Below are 313 nucleotides of genomic sequence, written 5' to 3'. Positions count from 1 at the left end.
CGGTGGGGGAGCGGCGTGAGGGGCTCGCGACCGCGCTGCGGACCCTGCGGGCCGCCAAGCGCGCCACCCGCCGGAAGTGATCTGCCGCACAAGCTACATCTCCGTAACCTACGGATTCGTAACTTACGGTACGGTAGGCGCATGGCCATTTCGGACATCAAGGAGTACGCGCACCTCACCGAGGCGGACGTCGAGGCCCTCGGCCGGGAGCTCGACGCCATCCGGCGGGACATCGAGGACTCCCGCGGCGAGCGCGACGCCCGCTACATCCGCAACACGATCCGGCTGCAGCGCGGCCTGGAGCTGAGTGGGC

At 69.6% G+C, this 313-nt stretch carries 1 pseudogene; it reads left to right on the top strand.

The features are described from left to right. Window positions 1–141: 141 nt before the first annotated feature. Window positions 142–313: pseudogene (locus tag OEY_RS30530) on the top strand (acyl-CoA desaturase); the annotation flags it as partial.

Origin of the sequence: Rhodococcus sp. P14, from assembly GCF_000256505.1 — a bacterium.
GTDB lineage: Bacteria > Actinomycetota > Actinomycetes > Mycobacteriales > Mycobacteriaceae > Rhodococcus > Rhodococcus ruber.
The sequence above is the reverse complement of the archived record's forward strand: the minus strand, read 5'-3'. Positions and strand labels throughout refer to the sequence as shown.